General features: G+C 62.2%; 1 pseudogene. It reads left to right on the top strand.

Going from position 1 to position 466, the window contains the following annotated elements:
• Window positions 1–23: 23 nt before the first annotated feature.
• Window positions 24–466: pseudogene (locus tag F0L46_RS25675) on the top strand (hypothetical protein); the annotation flags it as partial.

Below are 466 nucleotides of genomic sequence, written 5' to 3'. Positions count from 1 at the left end.
GTCAGGATGTCACGGATGGGCAGTTGGAGGAAGCGTTCGTAGATGGCGGCGTGGCCGTGAACAGCGCGAACGATCGTGGTCTGGATATCAACGGTCTTAGCTTGGATGATGCCAAGGCCGCGACCATCGAGTGGCTGGAACAGCAGGTAGCCGGGCACGGCAAGATCCAGTACAAGCTGCGCGATTGGCTCTTTGCCCGCCAGCGTTACTGGGGCGAGCCCTTCCCTATCGTCTACAGCCAGGACGGCGTGGCGCATGCTCTCCCCGAGGACATGCTGCCCATCGAGCTGCCCGAGGTAGAGGATTACAAGCCGGTCAGCTTCGATCCGGAAGATGCCAACTCCGCGCCACAGCCCCCACTGGCCAAGGCCGAGGAATGGGTCAACGTGGAGCTGGACCTGGGTGATGGTCCGCAGATGTACCGCCGCGATACCAACGTGATGCCGCAGTGGGCAGGCTCTTCCTG

The sequence above is a fragment of the Salinarimonas soli genome, from assembly GCF_008386575.1.
GTDB classification, from domain to species: domain Bacteria; phylum Pseudomonadota; class Alphaproteobacteria; order Rhizobiales; family Beijerinckiaceae; genus Salinarimonas_A; species Salinarimonas_A soli.
This window is presented reverse-complemented; position numbering and strand designations above follow the sequence as displayed.